The organism is Pseudonocardia sp. D17 (assembly GCF_036984265.1).
Lineage (GTDB): Bacteria > Actinomycetota > Actinomycetes > Mycobacteriales > Pseudonocardiaceae > Pseudonocardia > Pseudonocardia benzenivorans.
Map to the genome: position 1 here is coordinate 37,857 of NZ_BPRG01000257.1, position 20,510 is coordinate 58,366.

Consider the following 20,510-nt stretch of genomic DNA (forward strand, 5'->3'; position numbering starts at 1 on the left):
CGGTCCCCGTGACCGGGGCGGTCGTGTGTCAGAGCTCGACGACAGTGCCCAGGCCGCGGGTGCCGGCCGCCCGCAACACGACCGCCGCCGCCGCGACGTCCTGCACCGCGAGGCCGACCGAGCGGTAGACCGTGCGCTGCCGGTCGTCGGTCCGGCCGGCGCGGGTGCCCGCGACGAGCTCGCCGATCTCCACGACGTCGTCGAGCGCGACGAGGCCGCGCGCCACCGCGTCGATGACGTCGTCGGCACCGGCGGGCCACGCGGTCAGGACGGTGTCGCGGTGCTCGACGACGAGCAGCGCGGAGGCCATCAGCGCCGGGTCGACCTCCCCGCCGCCACGGGCGTAGCCGACCGCGGCGACGTGGACGCCGTCGCGCACCTCGCCCGCGCGCACGAGCGGTTCGACGGCGCTGGTCGTGCCACACACGACGTCGCCCTCGCCGACGGCCTCCGCGATCGTGCACGCCGTCGCGTCGACACCGTGCGCGGCGAGATCGGCGACGACCCGCTCCGCGCGCTCGCGGTTCCGGCCGCCGACGAGCACCCGGTCGAACGGCCGCTCCCGCACGACGACCCGGGCGTGCGCGAGCGCCTGCGGACCGGTGCCGACGACCGCGAGCGTCCGCGCGTCCGGCCGCGCGAGCAGCCGCACCGACAGCGCCGAGCCCGCGGCGGTCCGCAGCTCGGTGATCGCGTCGCCGTCGAGCAGGGCCACGGGACTGCCGGTCTCCGGGTCGACCGCCACGACGACCGCCTGGTGCACGGGCCGGCCGGCCGCCGCGTTACCGGGGTAGACCGTCAGCAGCTTCGCCGCGGCCAGCCCGAGTGACGGGCAGTACGCGGGCATGGCGACCAGGACGCCGGCGGCAGCGATCGCCGCGCCCGTGCGCGGTGGGACGGTGGCGCGGCCGGCACTGAGGTCGGTCATCGCGACGGCGAGCGCGTCGACGAGCTGGTCGAGGTCGAGCAGCTCGGCCACGGTGGCCCGGTCGAGGATGCGCATCGACGCATGATCGGCCGGGTGGGCGCCGGGGGCCCAGGGCCGTTCGGCAGGTCCCGCGCGAGGTGTCCGGATCGCGCGGGATGTGCCGGTGTCGGTCGGGTCGGTCGGGGCCGGTCAGCGGTACGGGCGCCCGAGCCGGTCGGGGACCTCCTCGTACTGCCAGCGCCCGCCGACGACGGGGCAGTCCGCCGACAGCTGGTAGACCGCGCGCCAGCGGTCGTCGTCGTCGGTGAGGTAGAGCCGGGGCACCGGCGACGACATGGTGTCGTACTCGTCGTCCCTGCCGTCGGCCGGACCGCCCACGAAATGCACGGACAGATTCATGGCGCGCACCATGCCCTACCGGGGTCCGTCCGGTCCAGTCCCCTACCCCGACCGGGTCCGTCGCGACCACGAGGCCGTGACCGCCGCCCGGGCCCGATGTCGAAGTCGGCGAGATCCCAGGTCACCGTCTCGAAGTCCGGTACGAGCTCGAGGATGCCGGAGGTGCCGAACAGCTCGATGCGGTTGCCGCCAGCCTCGAAGACGTGGAGGAACGCGCCCCGCGTGATCCCGTGGACGTCCGGACCCCGCGCCGAGCTCGTGCACATGGACGACCTGGACGCCGTCGGCCACGGCCAGCTGCACGACGTCGGCACCGGAGCGGCAGTGTCACGACGTCGGGGCGGTGCGGTCCTGCAGGTACGCCAGCACGGCCGCGACCCGCCTGTGCACGGGCTCCTCGACCAGCCCGAGCTTGGCGAGGATCGCGTTGACGGCGATCACCACGCGCAGCAGCTCAGCCATCGGTACCTCCTGCAGGCAGCTCCGCGCACACCCGCGTGCCCACACCGGCACTGCCGTTGCCTGCCGTTGCCCGACGTCGTGGTGCCGCACCCGTCGTCGCGCACCGACACCGTGGGCCGGCCGTCGACCGCCGACAGTTCGACGTCGGCGCCGGCCGCGCCCGCGTGCTTGACGACGTTGGTCAACGCTTCGCAGACGACGAAGTAGGCGGTCGCCTCCACGTCGGCGGCCGCGTCCTTCTCGACGACGACCTTCGGGGTCACGGCGCCTCCGTCCCGACGCCGCCCGCTGCCGCGCCACGTCCTGGGTCTACCGGTTGCTCGTGAGTGGCGATGGTCGCCCGGGCGACCATCGCCACTCACCGCGTCGCAGAACTAGACGGCATGGTCGTCCACGGCGGGAGAGAATGCGGCGACCACGACGACGAGGACGAGCGCGATGACCACCACTCTGGGCGACGAGCTCGCCGCGGCCGTACCCGGCGTCAGCACCCGCGCGATGGACCGGTTCGGGATGGCGCACGACGCCTCACACTTCCTGCGCACGCCGCAGGCCGTCGCGACGGTGCGCGACGCGGGCGAGGTCGCCCGCCTGTTCACCGCGGTCGCGGCGGTGGGGACCCACCTGACGTTCCGCTCGGGCGGCACCAGCCTGTCGGGCCAGGCCGTGACCGACGGCGTCCTCGTCGACACCCGGAAGTTCTTCCGCGGCATCGAGATCCTCGACGACGGGCAGCGCGTGCGGGTCGGGCCGGGCGCGACGGTCCGGCAGGTCAACACCAAGCTGGCCCGCTACGGGCGGGTGCTCGGGCCGGACCCGGCCAGCGAGTCGGCGTGCACGCTGGGCGGGGTCGTCGCCAACAACTCCAGCGGGATGTCGTGCGGGACGACGGCGAACAGCTATGTGCTGGTGGAGTCGGTCGAGGTCGTCCTGCCGTCCGGGACGGTGCTCGACACCGGCGCACCCGATGCCGACGAGCGGCTCCGCGACCGCGAGCCGGACCTGTGGGCGGGGCTGGGCCGGCTGCGCGACCGGGGACGCGGGAACGCCGACTCGCGGCGACGTGTCGAGACGCTGTTCTCGATCAAGAACACGATGGGCTACGGGCTGAACTCGTTCCTCGACCACGAGCGGCCGGTCGACATCCTCACGAGGCTGATGGTCGGCAGCGAGGGCACGCTCGCGTTCGTCGCCTCGGTCGTCATGCGCACGGTGCCGCTGTACCCGCACGCGCGCACCGGGTTGCTGGTCTTCGCCGACCTGGCCGACGCGAACCGGGCGCTGCCCGATCTCGTCGCCACCGCGCCCGCGACGGTCGAGCTCCTCGACGCGACGTCGCTGCGGGTCGGCCAGGGCGACGCCGACGCCGCGCCGGTGCTGCGCGACCTGGTCGTGCGCGACCACGCGGCGCTGCTCGTGGAGTACCGCGCGGGGACCGCGGGGGAGGCCGACGCGCTCGCCGGGGCCGCCGCGCCGGTGCTGGAGCGGCTGCCGGTCGAGGGCCCGCGCACGCTCGCGGGTGACCCTGCCGCCAAGGCCGCGCTGTGGCACCTGCGCAAGGGGCTGTACGCGAAGGTCGCGGGCGCCCGCCCGGCCGGGACGGCCGCGCTGCTCGAGGACATCGCGGTCCCGGTCCCCGAGCTGCTCCCGACGTGCCAGGAGCTCACCCGGCTCTTCGAGAAGCACGCCTACGACCACGCCGTGATCTTCGGCCACGCCAAGGACGGCAACATCCACTTCATGCTCACCGAGCGCCTCGGCGACGGCTCGGGGCGCGACCGGTTCGGCCGCTTCACCGAGGACATGGTGACGCTGGTGCTCGGCCGCGGCGGCACCCTCAAGGCCGAGCACGGCACGGGCCGGATGATGTCGCCGTTCGTCCGCCGCCAGTACGGCGACGAGCTCTACGCCGTGCTGCAGGAGATCAAGCGGCTCTTCGACCCGCGTGGCCTGCTCAGCCCGGGTGTCGTGCTCGACGAGGACCCGCAGGCGCACCTGGCCGACCTCAAGTCGGCGCCCGTCGTGGAGGACGAGGTCGAGCGCTGCGTCGAGTGCGGGTTCTGCGAGCCCGTCTGCCCCAGCCGCGACGTCACGACGACGCCGCGGCAGCGGATCGTCCTGCGCCGCGAGACCGAGCGGGCCCGGCTCGCCGGCGACACCGACCTGGTCGCCGAGCTGGAGTCCGGCTACGTCCACGACGGCGTCGACACCTGCGCGGTCGACGGCATGTGCCAGACCGCGTGCCCGGTGCTGATCAACACCGGTGACCTGGTCCGGCGGCTGCGCGCCGAACGCCCGCAGCGCGCGGTCTCCGCGGCGTGGACGGTCGCGGCGCGGCACTGGTCGGCGACGACGGCCGCCGCCGGGGCCGCGCTCGACCTGGCCGGCCGGCTGCCGGCCCGGACCGTGGAGCGGGCGACGGATCTCGCCCGGCGCGTCGGCGACCCCGACACCGTGCCGCGGTGGTCGGCCGATCTGCCCGGGTCGGGTGGCGCGCGGGTGCCGGCCTCCCTTCCCACGGGCGACGCCGACGCCGTCCTCTTCAGCTCCTGCACCGGCACGATGTTCGGCCCCGCCGACCCGGGCGCCACCGAGGCGTTCGCCCGGCTCTGCAAGCGGGCCGGGGTGCGGCTGGTGGTGCCCGACCGGCTCCCGTCACTGTGCTGCGGAACCCCGTGGAAGTCCAAGGGGCACAAGGCCGGGCTCGCCGCGATGGCCGCCAGGGTGCTGCCCGCGCTGTGGACCGCGACCGATCGCGGCAGGCTGCCCGTCGTCACCGACGCGTCGTCGTGCACCGAGGGCCTGCACCAGATGCTCGCCGACGGCCATCCCCGGTACCGGGCGATCCGCGTCGTCGACGCCGTCGCGTTCACCGCCGAGCACCTGCTCGGCGCGCTGACGCCGACCCGCATCCCGACGCTCGCGCTGCACCCGACGTGCTCCGCGCAGCGGATGGGCCTCACCGCCGCGCTGCTCCGCGTCGCCGAGGCCGTCGCCGTCGAGGTGACGGTGCCCGACGCCTGGGGCTGCTGCGGGTTCGCGGGCGACCGCGGCCTGCTGCACCCCGAGCTCACGGCCGCCGCGACCGCCCCGCAGGCCGCCGAGCTGGCCGGCAAGGACTTCGACGCCCACGCCTCCTGCAACCGCACCTGCGAGCTGGGGATGTCGCGCGCGGTGGGGGAGCCCTACGTCCACGTGCTGGAACTGCTGGAGCGGGCGACGCGATGACGGCACCCCGAGCGGCGGGAGGGCACACTCCGTAGGACCTCGGCGGGTCCCGACGTGGGGGCCTGACCGTGCCCCAGCTGCGTGTTCCGGCGCTCGATGCCGTCGAGGAGGAAGTCGACGCCGCGAGCCAGCTGCTCGGCGGCGCTCGGTCCCTCGGCGATGCGCATCCACGCGGCGAGCAGCGGGTACCGCGCGGCTTCGGCGCAGCCCGGCGGCTCAGCGTTGCCTGCGGGCCTGCCGGTCATCGCGGCAGCGGAGCGGAACCGCGTAGCCGGACGATCCGGTGCCCCGCGCGGTGTCGTCGTACCAGGACGTCGGCGAGCGCGAACACCCCCGCCCCGACCAGCACCCATGCGGAGACGACGGCGTAGGTCGCGGAGGCCAGGCCGATCGCCAGGCCGACGATCGTGAGGACGGCGGCCGCGATCCACAGCGGCCGCGTGGCGGCGGTCGGGGTGCCGAGGGTCGAGGTGGACGTGGTGGCCGGGGTCGAGATGCTCATCGCCGCGCTCCGTTCCGGAGGACTGTCGTGCTGACGCCCTCCAGACTCGCCCCGTCGCGACGACGGTGCGGTCGGCCGCCCGGCGGACGTGCCGGACGACGCCGCCGTCCACCGACCGGCCGACGCCCGCCGTGTCCCGGGACAGCGACCCGATCGACGGCGCGGCGCGACGGCACGGGGGACGGCCGGTGGTGCGGCGGGCTCAGGCCCGGGGCGTCAGGGCGGCGAGCCGCGGGGTCTCGTCGAGCCAGCCGAAGGTCTGCTCGGTCGGCACCGTCGGGCTGTACTCGGCGGCCACCGCGCCGCGATAACCGGCGGCCCACAGCGCGTCGACGACACCGGGCACGTCGACCATGCCGGTCCCCGGCTGCGCGCGGCCCGGCGCGTCGGCGACCTGGACGTGCGCGATCACCCCGACGTGGTCGGCGATCACCTGCGGGAGGTCGTCGCCGCTGGTGGTGAGGTGGAAGGTGTCGAAGAGGAACCCGGCCGAGTCGGCACCCGCGGTCTCGCGCACCCGGTCGACGACGGCGACGGCCTCCTGCGCGTTCGTGACGGGGTAGGTGCCGTTGAGCCCCCGTCCGAGGGCCTCGACGAGCACCGTGCCGCCGACCTCGCCCAGACGCCGCGCGGCGGTCGCGAGCTGCGCGACGGCGAGCGCGTCCTGTTCCGCGACCGGCACGTCGGGCCGGCGTTGGCCGTAGAGGCCGTTGAAGACGGGGCAGCCGGTCCGTCGCGCGATCCCCACGACCGCGTCCAGGTTGGCGGCGAACTCCTCGGTGCGCGCCGGGTCGCAGGCGATCCCGCGCTCGCCGGCGGGCAGGTCACCGCCGTAGAGGTTGCACCCGGCGAGCCGGAGCCCGGCGTCGTCGAGCGCGGCGACGAGGGTGTCCACCCCGCCCGGTGGCGGCACGGGGTCCGACCAGGGCCACCACGTCTCGACGGCGGTGAAGCCGGCGGCCGCGGCCCTGGCGAAGCGTTCGAGATAGGGAACCTCGGCGAACAACAGCGAGATGTTGGCGACGAGCGGCAGCCGCTCCTCGGCGTTCACGCGGCGATCCCGGGGCCGACGACGGCGACGCGCACGGTCCTCCTCCTGGTAGGCGCCGGTCGACCCGACCGACTCTCGTGGCGCCGACGATTCCCCGCGACGGTGCCGTCGGTCAATGCCGCCGGACAGGATCACGGTCTCGCGCCCCGGCGGAGCCGCCGACCGGACCGGCGAGCCGCGGCGTTCAGGTGGTCGAAGCCAGCGCCCTCAGCGACGACTGCCACCATTCGGCGAGACGCTGTTGGAACGGCTGCAACGGGAAGCCGTGCCGGGCGACGTGCTCCTGCGGCACACCGTCCCACCCCAGGTGCTCGACGACGACGCGGGTCCCGTCGTCGACCTCCTCGAACCGCACGTGCACCTCGGTCTCCCTGTCGGCGGGGAACGTCGCGGGTCGCCAGCCGAGCACGAGCCGGCCGGGCGGCTCCCAGACCCGCACCCGCCCGACCTCGAACGGCGGGTCGTCGGGGTAGCACTCGAGCACCCGCCCGCCCGGTCCCGCCTCGATGGCGAGCCTGCCGTCGTCGCGACCGTTGAGCTGGAACAACGTGTTGGGCCGCCACCAGATCGCGGTCTCTGCGGTGAACGCGGTGAACACGCGGTCGGGCGGGGCCGCGATGCGCAGCGCGACCAGCACCCGTGAGGTCACGACGGCCCCTCGACGTGCGCCTTCAGCGCGGCGAGCTGGTCGGCCCAACCCTGCTCGACGGCGTCGAGCCACGAGCGCAGCTCGGCGGTCGCCCCCGGGCGCAGCGAGTAGACCCGCACTCGGGCGTCGAACGCCGGGCTGGTCTCCTCGACCATTTCGCTGTCGCGCAACACCTTCAGGTGCCGGCTCAGCACCGAGGGGCGCAGGTCGAGCGCCGCCGCGAGCTCGCCCGCCCGGTGCGGTCGTCCGCGCAGCAGTTCCACGACCCGGCGACGGTGCGGGTCGGCGAGCGCGCCGAGCGTGCGGTCGACGGGGTCCGGCGACGCGGCAGCGGCGGCCGCCGTCACGTCCAGCTCGGCGCGTCGATCCGCCGGCCGATCACGGTCTCCGCCTCGGCCCGGCTCACGTCGCGGACGTGGGCGGCGAACGTCCACACGTGGCCCTCGGGATCGACCGCGCGGTAGGTGCGGTCGCCGTAGAACTGGTCCTCCGGCTCGGCCACGATCCTCGCCCCGGCGTCGCGGGCGCGGGCGCAGTGCGCGTCGACGTCGCAGGTGAGCAGGACGCTCGCGCTCTGGGTGTTGGCGCCGCCGACACCGGCGGGGCTGCGCGTCCAGTCGGCCCACTCGCCGCCGATGACGATGCGGCCCCGGCCCTGTACCGACATCTCGTAGTGCGACGTCATCGCGTCGTCGCCCTCGATCGCCATGCTCACCTCGAAGCCGAACGCGCGCGCCAACCAGTCGAGCGCGGCCTTCGGGTCGCGGTAGGTGACCGCGAGGGTGACGGTCGGGACGTCCTCGGGAGAGGTCACGGGAAACTCCTTCCTCGTTTCGAGAATAGTTTCCGAATCTGAGAACTATCTGTCAACCCGGACGTCCGTGGCGCCTCTGCCACGATGGCCGGCCGGCGCTGCGCCCCGAGCACCGTCGGTTCATGGCGGGCCACGCCGCCAAGGGTGACGTCGTGTTCGCCGGACGCTACGCCGACGAGAGCGGCGGGCGCCGGGTTCCGGAGCGCAGCCTCACCGTCGGCGTGAGGCCGGTTGCCGAGGGTGAGTCCTGTGAGGTGAGGTCGGGACCTGGCCGAGCGGGTAGTGCACGGAACGGTGGCGCCTCGGGGGCGTAGCGGATCGTCGTGTCGTGGGCCTCGGCGCGCGGCGGTGGCGCGGAGCCGGGGTCGTGCCTGCGACCGGGCCGACGGCCCGGCCGGACGCAGGCCGTCCCGGCCGTCGGTCATCGCGGCGCCGCGCGAGGGCTCCGCGGGACGCGGACGACGGTCTCGCCGAGCCCGACGTCGTGCCCCGCCCGGCACCGGACCTGTACGTCGACCGCCGCGCCGCAGCCGGCATGGGCCAGCTCGACGGGACCGTCCTCGATGTGGGTGTCCCCCCACCGTACGAGGGCGACGAAGACCGCGTGCAGGTCACGGCCCTTGTCCGTCAGCAGGTACTCGTGCCGGGTCCGCTGACCGTCCTCGCGGTAGGGCCGCCGCTCCAGCAGGCCGTCGGCGACCAGCTGCCTGAGCCGGGTCGCGGCGGCGGCCTCGGTGATGCGCGCGCGGCGGGCGAGGTCCTCGAAGCGGCGGGCGCCGTAGTAGGCCTCCCGGAGCAGGAGCATCGCCGAACGCGTGCCGACGAGCTCGAGCGCGCGTTCCATCGAGCACCGGCCGGGCCCGGTCCAGTCGTCGCGGTCGGTCAGTCGGCCCTCCAGCGTCATCACCCCGGCCGACGACGCTTCCGCCGCGTTACCGTCCGTCGCGGCGCCGGCCGTTCCGCTGTCGGGTGTCGAGGCCATCACAGCTCCAGGGTAGGAGTCGCAGCGCCGGACCGGTGACGCCCGGCCACCCTGACTATAGCCCGATATAGTTAGCGGCGTCCGCCGCGCGGCGGGCCACCTCGCAGGACGCATCCGGCCTGCCCATGACCGACCACGGCCCCGGCGCCGTGCGATCCCGCGGAGGAACCCCGATGAGTGCTCCGGCGCCACCTGCGACCCAGGGCCGGCCGGTGCGTCGAGGCGCGACGCTCGCCGCGGCCTGCCTCGGCGTGATGATGACGTTCCTCAACATCACCGCGACGATCTCGTCGCTGGCCTCGATCCAGGCCGACCTGCACATCGGGAACACCGCGTTGGTGTGGATCACGAGCATCTACTCGCTCGCGGTCGCGAGCCTGGTCCTCGCGGCGGGCACCGCGGGCGACATCGTCGGTCGCCGGCTCGTCTTCGTCATCGGCGTCGGACTCATCGGGCTCGGCAGCGTGTTCGCGTACCTCTCCGCGGGCGTCGCCCTGCTGCTCACGGCGCAGGTCGTGATCGGCATCGGTGGCGCGATGGTGCTGCCCAACAGCCTCGCGATCGTCAGCCACACGTTCCACGAGCCGCACCTGCGCACCGAGGCGATCAGCATCTGGGCGGGATGCTCAGGTGTCGGTCTCGCCATCGGCCCGGTCGTGGCCGGCGCCCTGCTGGGCCACTGGTCCTGGCACGTCGTCTACGTCGTGAACGTCGTCGTGTCGGTGCTGGTCGTCGCCTTCGCGCTCCTCGTCGTCCAGGAGAGCAGGCACCCGGACAAGCGGCTCGACCCGCTGGGTGTGCTGCTGGCGACGATCGCGGTCGCCGCGCTGACCTTCGGCATCATCGAGGGCGCCTCGATCGGCTACCTCAGCGGCCGGATCCTCGGCGTCTTCGCCCTGTTCGTGGTGGCGCTGGCGGTGTTCGTGATCGTCGAGCTCCGCCACCCCGACCCGATGGTCAACCTCCGGTTGTTCCGCAGCCCGTCGTTCAGCACGGTCATGGTCGTCGCCGTCGTGTTCATGTTCGGGTTCACCGGTTGCGCGCTGCTCATGGTGCTCTATCTCGAGCGCGTCGCACGGCTGTCCCCGATCGACGTCGGCCTCGCCCTGCTGCCGATGTTCGGCGTCTACGTCGTCGTCAGCGCGATCGCCGCGCGGATCGTCCGCAGGCTCGGGACCACGTTGGTGATGACCGTCGGGCTCGTCGTCTCCGCCGGTGGCGCCTTCCTGCTCCTCGCCGCGGGCACCGACTATGCCTACGCGCACGTCTGGCCGGGCTTCGCGATCTTCGGCTTCGGCATGGGTCTCGTCGCGGCCCCGACCACCGCGGCGGCCGTCGTCAGCGTGCCGCCGCAGCAGGCGGGCATGGCCAGCGGCACGGTCAACATGTTCCGCCAACTGGGCAACGTCCTGGGTGCGAGCATCCTCGGCACGATCCTGACCAGCCGGTTCACCAGCGAGCTGCCCGGCGAGCTGGCGGGCAACGGCGTCCCGGCTCCCGTGGCGGCCCAGGTCGCGGCCGCGGCCTCCTCGGGCGGTGCTCCGTCGTCGGCGCTGCCGGTATCGCTCGCGGCGCGCGTCGCCGAGTCCGTCGGGTCGGCGTTCACCACCGGCTTCCACACCGGCGCGATCGTCGCGGGGGTCGTCCTGCTCGTCGTGGCCGTTCCGACCGCTCTGCTCGTTCGTCAACGCGCGGCCGTCGCGGCACCCGCACCGCCGGCCTCGGCTCCCACGGTGCTCGACGCCGTCGCCGCCGGCGAGTGGGCCGCCGCCACCGGCGAGTCGGCCGTCGCCGTCAGCGCGGTCGCCGTCGGTGCCGGTCCCGCGGTCGTCGGCACCGTCCGCGGCGCGGACGGCACGCCACTCGCCGCCGCCGTCACGCTGACCGGGCCGTCGGGGGAGCAGATCGGGCGCCTGAGCACCGGTCCGGACGGCACCTACCGCATCCCGGTCGGTGCCGGCGGCCGCTATCTGCTGGTCGCGAGCAGCCCGGCGCGCCGTCCGCACGCCGAGACGGTCGTCGTCGGCGACGGGCCCGTGCGCCACGACGTCACGCTCGTCGGGAGCTTCGCCGTGCGCGGCCGGCTGGCGGACGAGGGCGGTCGGCCCGTCGAACGGGCGACGGTCTCGCTCATCGACGCCGTGGGTGACGTCACCGCGGTCACCACCTCGGCGCCGGACGGCACGTTCCTCGTCGACGCCGTCGCCGACGGCCGCTACACGCTCACCGCCCACCACCCCGGTTGCGTGCCCGTGGCAGCGGGCATCGAGGTCGGCCACGACGTCGTCGACGCCCCCGGCCACGAGATCGCAATGGTCCGACGGGCGCGCCTGATCGGCTCCGTCGTCGTGGCGGGCAGTGGCCGCGGGGTGGCCGGCGCGACCGCGACGCTCACCGACGAGCAGGACCGGGTCGTGGCGACCGCCGTGAGCGACGAGCACGGACGGTTCGCGTTCGACGACGTCGCGAGCGGCACCTACACGCTCAGCACCCGCGGGTACGACCCGGTCGTCCAACAGGTGCGGGTCGAGCCCGGGCGGACCGGGTCGACGCACGTCGAGTTCCCCGCACCCGACGGCAGGGCCGTCCCGCTCGACGTGGTGCCCGCCGAGGGCGGGCGTCCGGTCGTTCACTGACCGCGGCGGGAATCCGAGCGGCGCGCAGCGCGCCGACCCGGAACGGCCGACCATCTATGTAGAACGACATAGTAAGTTGGGGAACGGGCACGCTCGGGCCGTCACGCGCCGCCCGCGGCGAGAGCGGACGCGCCGTCCCCGCCGGCCCCCGCCGCCTCGTCCCGCAGCCGGTCCGCCTCGGCGGCGAGCACGTCGCGCAACGTCTCGAACGACGTGGTCGACCGCAGGCTGCGGCTGATGATCAGGGCGCCCTCGAGGGCGGCGTAGGCCGCGGCGGCGAGCGGGTGGGCGGCCTCGGCGGGCACGCCCTTCTCCGTCAGGCGGGCCGCGAGGATGACGACCGAGTCCTGGAACGACCGGCGGGTCGCCTCCGAGAGCGTCGAGGTCTGCGGCACCTCGAGCACGATCGGCGCGACCGCGCAGCCCTGGCGGTAGCCGCTGGCCACGAGCCGTTCGAGGGAGGCGTCGAGGAACCCGCGGATGATCTCCCCCGGGGTGTCCACGCGCAGGGCGACCCGGTTGATCAGGGCTGTCGTCTCGGCGCTGTGGGTCAGCACCACCTCGGTGCCCAGCTCCTCCTTGCCGCCGGGGAAGTGGAAGTAGACCGAGCCGCGCGGCGCGGCGCTCGCCGCCAGCACGTCGGACATCGCGGTCCCGAGGTAACCGCGCTCGCGGAACAGGCCGCGCGCAGCGGTCACCATGCGGGCCTTGCTGTCGGTGCGGCGAGGCATGCCGACACGGTACATCCGCGGCCGATCGTTGTCCCCGGGCTGCCGTTGACACTATGTCGGGCGGCATATAACGTCCGCCGCCACAGTCCGAGCAGAGGAGGGCACCGTGGCCCAGGCAGCCCCGCAGGTGACCGACGTCGCCGTCGATCCGGAGCCGGGGGGCGGCGACGTCGCCCGTCCCGCCGAGCGACCTGAGGAGGCGCACGTCGCGCGCGAGATGCACGGAGCGCTGGCCGTGCTCACGATGCAGAGCAGGCCGCACAACTTCCTGGGGCCCGACCTCATCGCCGGTGTCCTGTCCGCTGTGGACCGTTCCGTCGCCGACGGCGCCCGCGCGATCGTCCTCCGCAGCGGCCTGCGCAACTTCTGCGCCGGTGCCGACGTCGGGATCTTCGACAGCGCCGACCGTGGCGAGGCCCCGGACGTCGACCTGGTCGACGTCCTGCGGGTCTTCGACGAGCTCCCGGTCCCGATCGTCGCGGCCGTGCACGGCGTGTGCGTCGGTGGCGGCTTCGAGCTGGCGCTCGCGTGCGACCTGATCGTCGCCGCCCAGTCGGCGAAGATCGGCTGCGTCGAGGCGACGATCGGGATGAACCCGCTGATGGGGGCGATGCAGCGGATCACCGACCGGGCGGGTTCGGCGCGCGCGAAGGAGATGGCGCTGCTGGCCCGCCGCTACGACCCGGCGACGTTGGAGCGCTGGAACGTCATCAACCGGGTCGTGCCCGACGACAGCCTCGAGGGGGTCGCGCTGACGCTCGGTCAGGAGCTCGCGCACGGCCCGACCGTCGCGCACGCCTCGACGAAGGCGGTCATCTCCTACGCGGCGGGCCACGGCCCCCGCGCGACCGACGCCGTGATGGCCGAGCTGCAGAAGGACATCTGGACGTCGAACGACCTCAAGGTCGGCCTGCGGTCGCTCGCCCAGAACGGGCCCGGCGCCGCCCGCTTCGAGGGTCGGTAGGCCGACGATGCCCCTTCCCCTCAGCGGTCTGCGCGTCGTCGACTTCTCCCGGGTGCTCGCCGGCCCGCACTGCGGCAAGCACCTCCTCGACCTCGGCGCCGAGGTGATCAAGGTCGAGCCGCCCGGTGGTGACCTGTCGCGCAGGGCGTTCCCGGTCCAGGGCGCGGTCACCGGCTACTACGCGCAGCAGAACTCGGGCAAGCGCAACATCAGCGTCGACCTCAACGTGCCGGAGACGCGCGAGGTCGTGACGGCATTGTGTGCGACGGCCGACGTCGTCATCGAGAACTTCCGGCCCGGGGCGCTCGGCTCCTTCGGGCTCGACTACGCCTCCGTCGCGGCGGTCAAGCCCGACATCGTCTACGTCTCGATCAGCGGCTACGGCCAGCGCGGCAACTGGGCCGGCCGGATGGCCTACGCGCCTACCGTCCAGGCCGAGGTCGGCTTCACCCGCAACACGTTGTGGCACTTCGACGCCGAAGGTCCACGGCGACGGACCGACGCCCTCTCGCACGCCGACGTCTACTCCGGGCTGCACGCCACGATCGCCCTGCTCGCGGCCCTGCAGCACCGCGCGGCGACCGGCGAGGGCCAGTACGTCGACGTCGCGATGGCGGCGGTGATGACGTCGATCAACGAGCGCGTGCACGTCGATCTCGCCGACCACGACCTGGGCTCGGAGCGGCCGGTGCTGGGCGCCACCGACGCGCCGTTCTTCACCAGTCCCGAGGGCGATCCGTTCGTGGTCCCGATGAGCCTGGTCGGCTCGCTGACGTTCCAGTTCTACTGCAACGCGATGCGCCGCCCCGACCTGCTCGACGACCCGCGCTTCCTGACCCCGCAGCTGCGCGAGGCCAACTTCGCCGCCCTGCACGCGATCGTCCAGACCTGGATCCACACGTTCGACACCATGGGCGCGCTCGACGCCCAGTTCGACGAGGCCAAGATCGCGACCGGGATCGTCCGCGGCATCGACGAGTTCGCCGCGTCCGAGTGGGCCGAGCAGTGGGGTGTCACCCGCACGGTGTCCGACCGCGCCGCGGGCACGATCACGATCCCGGGCATGCCGTGGCACTTCAGCCGGCACGAGGAGCCTCTCGACGACCAGGTGCCCGCCCTACAGGGCGAGCACAACGTCGAGGTGCTCACCGAGCTCGGGTACGACGCCCAGCAGATCGAGTCCCTCTACAAGGTCGGCGGGCTCGTCGAACCGGCCAGGGAGGGAGTGTGACGCGCTGGGTGACCTACTCGTCCGGACCCGGCGCCCCGCTGCGCGCCGGCGTCCTGCACGAGGGCCGGGTCCACGGCCGGGCGGGGACCGAGACGCTGCTCGACCTCGTCGGCACGGACCTCACCGCCGAGGGGCGCGACGTCCTCGCCGCGCCGGCCGAGGTCCTCGACGAGGCCGCGGTCGTGCTGCACGCACCGATCCCGGTCCCGCCGTCGATCCGTGACTTCATGGCGTTCGAGAACCACGCCGTGACCTCGCTCGAAGCGGTCGGGTCGAGCCTGGCCCCCGCCTGGTACGACGCCCCGGCCTTCTACTTCACCAACCCGCGGGCGGTGGTCGGGACCGGCACGCCCGTCGCGGTCCCGCCGGGCAGCGCGGCGTTCGACTACGAGCTCGAGGTCGCCGTCGTCATCGGGCGGGACGGCTCGGACATCCCGGTCGAGCAGGCGTGGAGCCACGTCGCCGGGGTGACGATCCTGTGCGACTGGAGCGCGCGCGACCTGCAGGCGCACGAGATGGCGGTGGGACTGGGCCCGGCCAAGGGCAAGGACTCGGCGACGACGCTGGGGCCCTGGCTCGTCACGCCCGACGAGCTGGAGCCGTACCGGCGCGGCCACGGGTTCGACCGGGCCATGCGGGCGAGCGTCAACGGTGTCGGGTACAGCGCCGGGACGCTGGCCGACCTGTACTGGTCGTTCGAGGAGATGATCGCCTACGCCTCGCGCGGCACCCGGCTCGTCCCGGGTGACGTGCTGGGGTCGGGCACCGTCGGCACCGGCTGCATCCTCGAGCTCTCCCGGGTGCACGGCGGCGACCGCTACCCCTGGCTCGTCCCGGGCGACGAGGTCGAGCTGTCCGTCGAGGGACTGGGCTCGATCCAGCACGTCGTGCGGGCGGGGGCGACGGTGCTGCCGCTGCGGCAACGGCCTGCGTGAGGCCTGCGTGAGGCCTCCGTGCCGCCCCGCGACCGACGCGCCGTGCCGGTCGCGGGGCCGGCGGGATCAGCCGTGCGCCATGCCGGTCGCGAGCCGGCGGGATCAGCCGTGCAGGGCGGCCCGCAGGGTCCGGACCGCCTGGTCGATCGCGGCTTGCGCGGCACCGGAGTCGCGCAGCGCGTCGACCATCATGAAGTCGTGCACCATCCCGAGGTAGCGGATGGCGGTGACCGGGACGCCCGCGGCGCGCAGCTTGTTCGCGTACGCCTCGCCCTCGTCGCGCAGCACGTCGGCCTCGTCGGTGAGTACCAGCGCGGGCGGCAGGCCGGCCAGCTGCTCGGTCGTCGCCCGCAGCGGTGACGCGGTGATCTGCGCACGCTCGGCCGGGTCGGTCGTGTACTGGTCCCAGAACCAGCGCATGCCCTCGCGGTGCAGGAAGTAACCGGTGTCGTACCGCTCGTAGGAGCCGGTGTCGAAGTTCGCGTCGGTGACCGGGTAGAAGAGCAGCTGGGCGGCGAACCGGACGTCGCCGCGCTCCTTGGCCAGCAACGTCAGCGCGGCGGTCATGTTGCCGCCCACCGAGTCTCCGGCCACGGCGAGCCGGGTGCCGTCGAGCCCGTGCGCCGCGCCGTCGGTGCCGATCCACTGCGCCGTGCGGTAACCCTGTTCGATCGCGACGGGGTAGCGCGCCTCCGGCGAGGGCGTGTACTCGACGAACACCACCGCGACCCCGGCGCCGACCGCGAGCTCGCGGACGAGCCGGTCGTGGGTGTGCGCGTTGCCGAAGACCCAGCCGCCCCCATGCATGTAGAGCAGGGTCGGCAGCGCGCCCGTCGATCCCTGCGGTCGGACGATCCGCACGTCCACCGGACCGGTCGGGCCACCGTCGACGGACACCCACTCCTCGTCGACCGGGGGCTTGGGGGTGTCGCCGGACTGGACGTCGTCGACCGCCTTGCGGCCGTCGGCCGGGTCGAGCTGGTAGAGGAACGGCGGCGTCGCCGTGGCGTCCACGAACGCCTGTGCGGCGGGCTCCAGTACCGGGTTCTCGCTCATCGTCTGCTCCGATCGCTCGATGTGTCCGCGACGTCGGCCGCGGCCTCACAGCGAGAAAGCTATTGCCCAACTAACTTGTGCACAAGTTAATGTGGCGCGTGCTACTGTGGGACACGTGAGTGACGAGTCCCTGCTCCTCGACGACCAGTTGTGCTTCGCGATCTACGCGGCCTCGCGTGCGGTGACGGCCACCTACCGGCCGCTGCTCGAGGAGCTGGGGCTGACCTATCCGCAGTACCTCGTGATGCTGCTGTTGTGGGACAGGGGCCGCTGCTCGGTCAAGGAGGTCGGCGCTGCTCTCGAGCTCGACTACGGCACCGTCACGCCGCTGCTCAAGCGGCTCGCGGCGCTGGGGCTGGTCGAGCGCCACCGCCGCACCGACGACGAGCGCGGTGTCGACGTCGTACTCACCGCCGAGGGGGAGGCGCTGCGGTCCCGGGCCGCCGCGGTCCCGACGCAGATGGGTACGGCCTTCGGCCTGTCCGCGGCCGAGCGCGAGGACCTGCGGAAGCGGCTGCGGACGTTGACCCGGTCGGTGCACGCGTTCACCGCCGAGCGTGTGAGCCCCGCCACCGGATGACCCGGGCCGGGTGCATCCGCGCTGGCTCGGGGCGTACCGGTGTCGTCCCGCATGGTGGGAGCAGATGTCCGGATTGACACCGGTGGGGATCGGGTTCGTACTGTCGGACGACGACGGGCGACCGTCGGAACCATCCAGAGCGGCCGAGAGACCTGGCTCGACGACGCCGCAGCAACCCCCCGTGACCGGGCGAGGGTGCTCATGCCGGGAACGATGGAGGCGGTCGTGAGCACCTACCGGGGGGCCTACCGGCTCCACGTCGACCTGCTGCGGGTGACGAGCGCGAGCTGTCGGGGCTGACCGGCTCGTCCGCCCTGCCCACGTCCCGGGCTCGTCCGCTCCCCGCCGGTCCCGCCGCGCCGGGCACGCTCCACCCGGGCTCGCCCGAAGGACCCGACATCGATGCACCCGACCGCCCTGATCCGGCCACCGCGCGCCCCTCGGACCGCGACGGAGGTGCGCGCGTGAACGGGTCCACCGACCCGCTGCTGCGGGTCCGGGATCTCGAGGTCTCCTACCGGGCGGCCGGCGCCTCGCTGCCCGCACTCCGCGGGGTGTCGCTCGACGTGGCGCCGGGCGAGGTGCTCGCGCTGGTCGGGGAGTCGGGGTCGGGCAAGTCGACGCTGGCCCACGCCGTCGTCGGCCTGCTGCACGCCAACGCCACGGTCGGTGCCGGCAGCGTGCGGCTCGCGGGCGAGGAGGTGCTGGGCCGCTCGGAGAAGGCGATGCGCACGGTCCGGGGCCGGGTCGCCGGGCTCGTCCCGCAGGACCCGACGGTGTCGCTCAACCCGGTGCGCCGCATCGGGCCGCAGGTCGCCGAGGCGCTGCGGGTGCACGGCCTGGCCACGCGGCGCAGCGCCCCGGTGGCGGCCGAGGAGCTGCTCGCCAGGGCCGGCCTGCCGGACCCCGGCGTGCGGGCCCGGCAGTACCCGCACGAGCTGTCGGGCGGCATGCGCCAGCGGGTGCTGATCGCCATCGCGATCGCCGCGGGCCCCGCGCTGCTCATCGCCGACGAGCCCACGAGCGCGCTCGACGCCACCGTCCAGCGGCGCATCCTCGACCACCTCGAGGAGCTGACGCGCGAGTCCGGCACCGCGGTCCTGCTCGTCACCCACGACCTGGGTGTCGCGGCCGACCGGGCCGACCGGATCGCGGTCATGTCCGGTGGGCGGCTCGTCGAGCAGGGGCCGACCGAGCAGATCCTCGCCGGGCCGACCGACCCCTACACGCGCAGGCTGCTCGCCGCGGCACCCGGCCTCGCGAGCGCGACCGCCGCGGCCCGCGCGCCGGCCCGGCCCGTGGTCGCGACCCCTGCGGTGTCGGGGGCGCCCGACGAGACACCGCTGCTCGTGGTCCGCGACCTGGTCAAGGACTTCCCGCTGCCGCGCTCGGCCGGCCGCCGGGCGGTGCACCGCGCTGTCGACGGGGTGAGCTTCGAGATCCGTCGCGGCGAGACCCTCGGGCTGGTCGGGGAGTCCGGATCGGGGAAGTCGACCACCGCGCGGCTCGTGCTCCGGCTGGCCGATCCGACCTCGGGCACCGTCGAGTTCGACGGCACCGATGTCACCACGGTCCGCGGTGCCGCGTGGCGGGAGCTGCGGCGCCGGGCGCAGCTGGTGTACCAGAACCCGTACGCGTCGCTGGACCCGCGCTTCACGATCGCCGACGTGGTCGAGGAGCCGCTGCGCGCCTTCAGGGTCGGCACGCCGGCCGAGCGCCGCGAGCGCGTCGCGGAGCTGGTGGACCGGGTCGCGCTCCCGGCGTCGGTGCTGGCGCGCCGGCCCGTCGAGCTCTCCGGCGGGCAGCGGCAGCGGGTCGCGATCGCGCGGGCGCTCGCGCTGCGTCCCGACCTCGTCGTCTGCGACGAGCCGGTCTCCGCGCTCGACGTCTCCGTCCAGGCGCAGGTGCTCGACCTGCTGGCCGAGCTGCAGGCCGGGCAGGGCCTCGCGTACCTGTTCATCTCCCACGACCTCGCCGTCGTGCGCCGGATCGCCCACCGCGTCGGCGTGATGCGCGACGGGGCGCTGCTCGAGCTCGCCTCCACCGAGGAGCTCTTCGCCTCGCCGCGCGAGGACTACACCCGTGAGCTGCTGGCGGCCGTCGCCGGCAGCCGTTCGCGAAAGGTTCACGCAGCCTCATGAGCGCGCCGTCGTCCTCCGGGCCGTCGTCCTCCGGGCCGTCCTCCTGCGGGCCGGTCCCACTGTCGGTGCTCGACCTCTCCCCGGTCCCGGCCGGAGGCACCGCCACCGACGCGCTGCGGCACACCGTCGAGCTGGCGCAGGCCGCCGAGCGCGCCGGGTACCTGCGCTACTGGGTCGCCGAGCACCACCTCGCCACGGGCGTCGCGTCGTCGTCGACCCCCGTACTGGTCGCCCTGCTCGCCGCCGCGACGCGCACGATCCGCGTCGGTTCGGGGGCGGTGCAGCTGCCGCACACGGCCCCGTTGCAGGTCGCGGAACAGTTCGGGACCGTCGCGGCCCTGCACCCGGGGCGCGTCGACATCGGGCTCGGCCGGTTCGACCTGCAGAAGATCCTCGCGATGCACGCCGCCGGTCGCACCGGGGCCGCGCCGACGCGGGAGCCGGCACCCGAGCGCGTCGTCGACGGCCTGCTCGTCCCGCAGCCGGGCAGGTACCTCGCCGACCTGACGGCGTTCGTGACGCTCGCCGAGCTGCTCGGCATCAGCACGGACTCGCCGCCGCAGGACTACCGGCGCGAGGTGGCCGCGATCCTGTCCTACCTGGACGGCACCGCGCGCGACGCGACCGGGACGCCGCTGCACGTGCTGCCGGCGGAGGGGGTCGACGTCGACGTCTGGGTCCTCGGGTCGAGCCCGGGCGCCAGCGCGGAGGCGGCCGGAGCCCTCGGCCTGCCGTTCGCGGCGAGCTACCACATCGTGCCGCACACCGCGATCGAGACGGTCGAGGCCTACCGCGCCGCGTTCCGGCCGTCGGACCGGCTCGACCGCCCGCACGTCATGGTGTCGGCCGACGTCGTCGTCGCCGAGACCGACGACCGGGCCCGCGAGCTCGCCGCCCCCTACGGCGAGTGGGTGCTCGGCATCCGCACCGGGCGCGGCGCCCGGCCCTACCGGACGCCCGCCGAGGCGTTGGCCCGGGAGTGGACGGCCGAGGAGCGCGCGGCCGTCGCCGACCGTGTGCGCACCCAGTTCGTGGGCTCGGCCGCGCGGGTCGCCGACGGCCTGCAGACCCTGGTCCGCGCCACCGGGGCCGACGAGCTGCTCGTCACGACGATCACCACCGACCACGCCGACCGGGTCGCGAGCCACGAGCTGCTCGCGGCCGAGTGGGCGCGTCGCTCCGCCGCCTCGGCAGCGGCCGGGGCGCTGCGGTGACCCGCCG

The 20,510-nt window shown here is 74.3% G+C and carries 20 protein-coding genes and 1 riboswitch; of the genes, 8 read left to right on the forward strand and 12 right to left on the reverse strand.

All coding sequences use genetic code 11. The features are described 5' to 3' along the window. Positions 1-28: 28 nt before the first annotated feature. From PSD17_RS34915 to PSD17_RS34930, 4 genes are all read right to left on the reverse strand, one after another. Positions 29-1,003: an ornithine cyclodeaminase family protein gene (locus PSD17_RS34915; protein WP_339126338.1), complete on the reverse strand. Its 975-nt coding sequence runs from the start codon at positions 1,001-1,003 to the stop codon at positions 29-31. Between the two features lie 114 nt (positions 1,004-1,117). After that, positions 1,118-1,327, reverse strand: coding sequence for a hypothetical protein (locus PSD17_RS34920; protein ID WP_132975726.1), 210 nt, complete (start codon positions 1,325-1,327; stop codon positions 1,118-1,120). Positions 1,328-1,654: 327 nt separating this feature from the next. Further along, entirely contained in the window at positions 1,655-1,789 is a 135-nt protein-coding gene (locus PSD17_RS34925) for a hypothetical protein (protein WP_267895061.1), read from the reverse strand. Continuing rightward, positions 1,765-2,052 (reverse strand): ATP-binding protein, encoded by a 288-nt coding sequence (locus PSD17_RS34930; protein ID WP_339126339.1) that lies wholly within the window; start codon positions 2,050-2,052, stop codon positions 1,765-1,767. The genes PSD17_RS34925 and PSD17_RS34930 overlap by 25 nt, the downstream gene beginning before the upstream one ends. Positions 2,053-2,227: 175 nt before the next feature. Between PSD17_RS34930 and PSD17_RS34935 the strand changes: the two genes are divergently transcribed. Then, entirely contained in the window at positions 2,228-5,017 is a 2,790-nt protein-coding gene (locus PSD17_RS34935; RefSeq protein ID WP_339126340.1) for an FAD-binding and (Fe-S)-binding domain-containing protein, read from the forward strand. Between the two features lie 241 nt (positions 5,018-5,258). On the opposite strand, the gene PSD17_RS34940 is transcribed toward PSD17_RS34935, so the two are convergent. From PSD17_RS34940 to PSD17_RS34965, 6 genes are all read right to left on the reverse strand, one after another. Beyond that, positions 5,259-5,519: a hypothetical protein gene (locus tag PSD17_RS34940; RefSeq protein WP_339126341.1), complete on the reverse strand. Its 261-nt coding sequence runs from the start codon at positions 5,517-5,519 to the stop codon at positions 5,259-5,261. Positions 5,520-5,721: 202 nt separating this feature from the next. Next, entirely contained in the window at positions 5,722-6,570 is an 849-nt protein-coding gene (locus PSD17_RS34945) for a hydroxypyruvate isomerase family protein (RefSeq protein WP_339126342.1), read from the reverse strand. A 184-nt stretch (positions 6,571-6,754) separates the two neighbouring features. Then, entirely contained in the window at positions 6,755-7,219 is a 465-nt protein-coding gene (locus PSD17_RS34950; protein WP_339126343.1) for an SRPBCC domain-containing protein, read from the reverse strand. Next, positions 7,216-7,566, reverse strand: a complete 351-nt coding sequence (locus PSD17_RS34955) for an ArsR/SmtB family transcription factor (protein ID WP_103379919.1) — start codon at positions 7,564-7,566, stop codon at positions 7,216-7,218. Before PSD17_RS34955 ends, PSD17_RS34950 begins: the two co-directional genes overlap by 4 nt. Next, positions 7,563-8,033 carry a VOC family protein gene (locus PSD17_RS34960; RefSeq protein WP_339126344.1) on the reverse strand — a complete coding sequence of 157 codons (471 nt, stop codon included), beginning with the start codon at positions 8,031-8,033 and terminating at the stop codon, positions 7,563-7,565. The genes PSD17_RS34955 and PSD17_RS34960 overlap by 4 nt, the downstream gene beginning before the upstream one ends. A 421-nt stretch (positions 8,034-8,454) precedes the next feature. After that, positions 8,455-9,015, reverse strand: a complete 561-nt coding sequence (locus tag PSD17_RS34965; protein WP_103379916.1) for a winged helix-turn-helix transcriptional regulator — start codon at positions 9,013-9,015, stop codon at positions 8,455-8,457. A 173-nt stretch (positions 9,016-9,188) separates the two neighbouring features. On the opposite strand from PSD17_RS34965, the gene PSD17_RS34970 reads away from it, so the two are divergent. Continuing rightward, on the forward strand, positions 9,189-11,651 hold the full coding sequence (locus PSD17_RS34970) for an MFS transporter (protein ID WP_339126345.1): 2,463 nt from the start codon (positions 9,189-9,191) through the stop codon (positions 11,649-11,651). 101 nt (positions 11,652-11,752) lie between these two features. Here the strand turns inward: PSD17_RS34970 and PSD17_RS34975 are convergent, their stop codons facing one another. Next, positions 11,753-12,382: a TetR/AcrR family transcriptional regulator gene (locus PSD17_RS34975; RefSeq protein WP_339126346.1), complete on the reverse strand. Its 630-nt coding sequence runs from the start codon at positions 12,380-12,382 to the stop codon at positions 11,753-11,755. Positions 12,383-12,488: 106 nt separating this feature from the next. On the opposite strand from PSD17_RS34975, the gene PSD17_RS34980 reads away from it, so the two are divergent. Genes PSD17_RS34980 through PSD17_RS34990 form a run of 3 tightly spaced genes read left to right on the forward strand, consistent with a single transcriptional unit; the run spans position 12,489 to position 15,512 of the window. Then, positions 12,489-13,346, forward strand: a complete 858-nt coding sequence (locus PSD17_RS34980; RefSeq protein ID WP_339126347.1) for an enoyl-CoA hydratase/isomerase family protein — start codon at positions 12,489-12,491, stop codon at positions 13,344-13,346. Between the two features lie 7 nt (positions 13,347-13,353). Then, positions 13,354-14,577 (forward strand): CaiB/BaiF CoA transferase family protein, encoded by a 1,224-nt coding sequence (locus tag PSD17_RS34985; protein WP_339126348.1) that lies wholly within the window; start codon positions 13,354-13,356, stop codon positions 14,575-14,577. After that, positions 14,574-15,512, forward strand: coding sequence for a fumarylacetoacetate hydrolase family protein (locus tag PSD17_RS34990; protein WP_339126349.1), 939 nt, complete (start codon positions 14,574-14,576; stop codon positions 15,510-15,512). The genes PSD17_RS34985 and PSD17_RS34990 overlap by 4 nt, the downstream gene beginning before the upstream one ends. 102 nt (positions 15,513-15,614) lie before the next feature. Here the strand turns inward: PSD17_RS34990 and PSD17_RS34995 are convergent, their stop codons facing one another. Next, positions 15,615-16,568 carry an alpha/beta hydrolase gene (locus PSD17_RS34995; RefSeq protein WP_103379911.1) on the reverse strand — a complete coding sequence of 318 codons (954 nt, stop codon included), beginning with the start codon at positions 16,566-16,568 and terminating at the stop codon, positions 15,615-15,617. A 115-nt stretch (positions 16,569-16,683) separates the two neighbouring features. On the opposite strand from PSD17_RS34995, the gene PSD17_RS35000 reads away from it, so the two are divergent. The 3 genes from PSD17_RS35000 (at position 16,684) to PSD17_RS35010 (ending at position 20,503) form a co-directional block, all read left to right on the forward strand. Beyond that, the gene (locus PSD17_RS35000; protein ID WP_013676985.1) at positions 16,684-17,148 is read left to right on the forward strand and encodes a MarR family winged helix-turn-helix transcriptional regulator; all 465 of its coding nucleotides are present in this window, start codon (positions 16,684-16,686) and stop codon (positions 17,146-17,148) included. A 127-nt stretch (positions 17,149-17,275) separates the two neighbouring features. Next, positions 17,276-17,368: riboswitch (SAM riboswitch) on the forward strand. A 244-nt stretch (positions 17,369-17,612) separates the two neighbouring features. After that, entirely contained in the window at positions 17,613-19,289 is a 1,677-nt protein-coding gene (locus PSD17_RS35005) for an ABC transporter ATP-binding protein (protein ID WP_339126350.1), read from the forward strand. Further along, positions 19,286-20,503 (forward strand): LLM class flavin-dependent oxidoreductase, encoded by a 1,218-nt coding sequence (locus PSD17_RS35010; RefSeq protein ID WP_339126351.1) that lies wholly within the window; start codon positions 19,286-19,288, stop codon positions 20,501-20,503. Before PSD17_RS35005 ends, PSD17_RS35010 begins: the two co-directional genes overlap by 4 nt. Positions 20,504-20,510 lie beyond the last annotated feature (7 nt).

Bases quoted from the DNA above. Each gene is read 5' to 3' on its own strand.
- PSD17_RS34925 (WP_267895061.1), bottom strand. From the start codon at position 1,789: ATGGCTGAGCTGCTGCGCGTGGTGATCGCCGTCAACGCGATCCTCGCC.
- PSD17_RS34965 (WP_103379916.1), bottom strand. From the start codon at position 9,015: ATGGCCTCGACACCCGACAGCGGAACGGCCGGCGCCGCGACGGACGGT.
- PSD17_RS34970 (WP_339126345.1), top strand. From the start codon at position 9,189: ATGAGTGCTCCGGCGCCACCTGCGACCCAGGGCCGGCCGGTGCGTCGA.
- PSD17_RS34920 (WP_132975726.1), bottom strand. From the start codon at position 1,327: ATGAATCTGTCCGTGCATTTCGTGGGCGGTCCGGCCGACGGCAGGGAC.
- PSD17_RS34995 (WP_103379911.1), bottom strand. From the start codon at position 16,568: ATGAGCGAGAACCCGGTACTGGAGCCCGCCGCACAGGCGTTCGTGGAC.
- PSD17_RS35010 (WP_339126351.1), top strand. From the start codon at position 19,286: ATGAGCGCGCCGTCGTCCTCCGGGCCGTCGTCCTCCGGGCCGTCCTCC.
- PSD17_RS34985 (WP_339126348.1), top strand. From the start codon at position 13,354: ATGCCCCTTCCCCTCAGCGGTCTGCGCGTCGTCGACTTCTCCCGGGTG.
- PSD17_RS34915 (WP_339126338.1), bottom strand. From the start codon at position 1,003: ATGCGCATCCTCGACCGGGCCACCGTGGCCGAGCTGCTCGACCTCGAC.
- PSD17_RS34940 (WP_339126341.1), bottom strand. From the start codon at position 5,519: ATGAGCATCTCGACCCCGGCCACCACGTCCACCTCGACCCTCGGCACC.
- PSD17_RS34975 (WP_339126346.1), bottom strand. From the start codon at position 12,382: ATGCCTCGCCGCACCGACAGCAAGGCCCGCATGGTGACCGCTGCGCGC.
- PSD17_RS34935 (WP_339126340.1), top strand. From the start codon at position 2,228: ATGACCACCACTCTGGGCGACGAGCTCGCCGCGGCCGTACCCGGCGTC.